This is a genomic window from Collinsella sp. AM41-2BH (genome assembly GCF_003468085.1).
Classification (GTDB): domain Bacteria; phylum Actinomycetota; class Coriobacteriia; order Coriobacteriales; family Coriobacteriaceae; genus Collinsella.
In genome coordinates, this window is the sequence record NZ_QSGH01000042.1 from 1 (window position 1) to 1891 (window position 1891).

Annotated in this window: 1 protein-coding gene; it reads right to left on the minus strand. The window is 54.3% G+C overall.

The genetic code is table 11. The annotated features are described in order from the left end of the window. Positions 1–591: 591 nt before the first annotated feature. Positions 592–1716, minus strand: a complete 1125-nt coding sequence (locus DW899_RS10365) for an aminotransferase (protein ID WP_117801071.1) — start codon at positions 1714–1716, stop codon at positions 592–594. Between the last annotated feature and the right edge of the window lie 175 nt (positions 1717–1891).

The window sequence follows — 1891 nt, forward strand, 5'->3', positions numbered from 1 at the left end:
TGCAGACCTTTCGTCATGGCCTCCTACCTTTCTTTCGGGCCCCTGTCAGGGCCGATTCGTTAGCGCCCCTCCGTGTGAGGCGTTATTGCTGACGACATATTTATATCCAAAATCAGTCCATACTTCCACCTCGCCCCCGAACGGTTTTATATGAGGGGTGAACGGCATACACATATACTTCACGCATGGCACACTTTGATTTAATAAAGTTTATTTACGTGCTAAAACGCGTTTTCAATCCAAATAGCAAATGGAACTTAACTTTATTAAACCACCCTCAAATTGCATATTTCTAATATAGCTATGAATAGAATCAGCGATTCATGCCGCGTCCCAACCATTTTCATTTTTATTCAGAAAAAAGTTTGTCCTATTCATTTCTGATAAACAAATTACCGTTTACCAGACGCTTGATACCGTTCACCGGAAGCTCAGTATAAGGCCCAGCGGATACCGGCTCGCTTTACGGCCCCATTTGTAACAACTTGACTTCTCGGTATAGAAAAACGAACCCGCTTCCCCTAGGGAAACGGGTCCGTTTTCGATTATCTTCGGCCAATTTGGATAAGGCCCTCGAAGATCGTCGGAACCCTAGCGATCGAACTCCGCCAGTGCCTCGCCCAAAAGCCTCAGGCCCTCGCGAAGAACGTCTTCGCTCGCGCAGTAGCCCAGGCGTGCGCCGCAGGGAAGCTCAAAGCGGCTACCGGGGACCAGCAGCGCTCCCCTCTCGGCCAACAGGCGCTTACAGAATTCCTCGTCATCCTCGGGAATATCCAGCTGGATAAACGAGGTGGATATTCCCTGCGGGGCCGTCCAGGAAACGCGATGCTGCGTATCGATCCAAGCCTGCGCGATATCGCGGTTGCCAAACACGATCTTGCGATTGCGCTCGAGAATCTTGTCCTTGTGCTCGAGCACGTATGTCGCCAGGGCATCGTTGAACACGCCGCCGCAGATCATGGTGTAGTCGCGGTAGGTGCGGATGCGGTTGGACACCTCTTCGTCGGCCACGACCCAGCCCACGCGGGCCGCAGGCGTCGAATAGGTCTTGGACACCGAGTTGGTGACAATGGCCTTCTCGTACATGTCGGCCATCGACATAAAGGCCTTGGTGTTCTCAAGCGGCAGGTACACCTCGTCGCACAGCACATAGGCGCCAGCCGAACGGGCGATCTCGGCAATCTGGCCGAGCATATCGGCATCGAGCACCGTACCGATGGGGTTCGATGCGTTATTGATGCAGATGAGCTTGGTGTTGGGGCGCACCAAGCGCTTGAGCTCATCGATATCGGGCTTCCAGCCGAGCTCCTCGCGGAGCTCCCAATACTCGACCTCGGCACCCAGCGTACGCGGAATCTCGTAGAGCGGCGTATAGGTAGGCCACTCGGCAATCACGTGATCGCCGGGCTCCACAACGGCCATGATGGCGTTGAGGTTGGCGCCCGTGCAGCCATTGGTCTGCAAAATGTGATCGGGATTGACATCGCGACGATACAGCTTGGCGACCTCGGCCTTAAATTCCGGCGATCCCTCGATCCAGCCGTAGTTCATCTTCTCGCGATCCAGGCGCTCGTAGAACGTGGCGCCGTCCTGCTCGTCCAGTGCGCGAAGCTCGCCCATGGTCAGCGACGAGATCGTCGACTGAGCGATATCCCAGGTAGCACTCTTCTCCCAAACGTTGAGCCATTCCTCAACACCGATTGTCTTGATATCCATGGCCACCTTATCTGATCTTCATTTAGCGTCATTAAACATGAATGGGGCGGTGCGAAAGATCCGCACCGCCCCAATGGGAGACATCTAATCGCAGCTAGATGTTTGTAGTAAGACCTGTACGGGTCTTTGAAAACCTTAGAGGTCCTCGCGCCAGAAGGGCATGCTCATGCAGCGC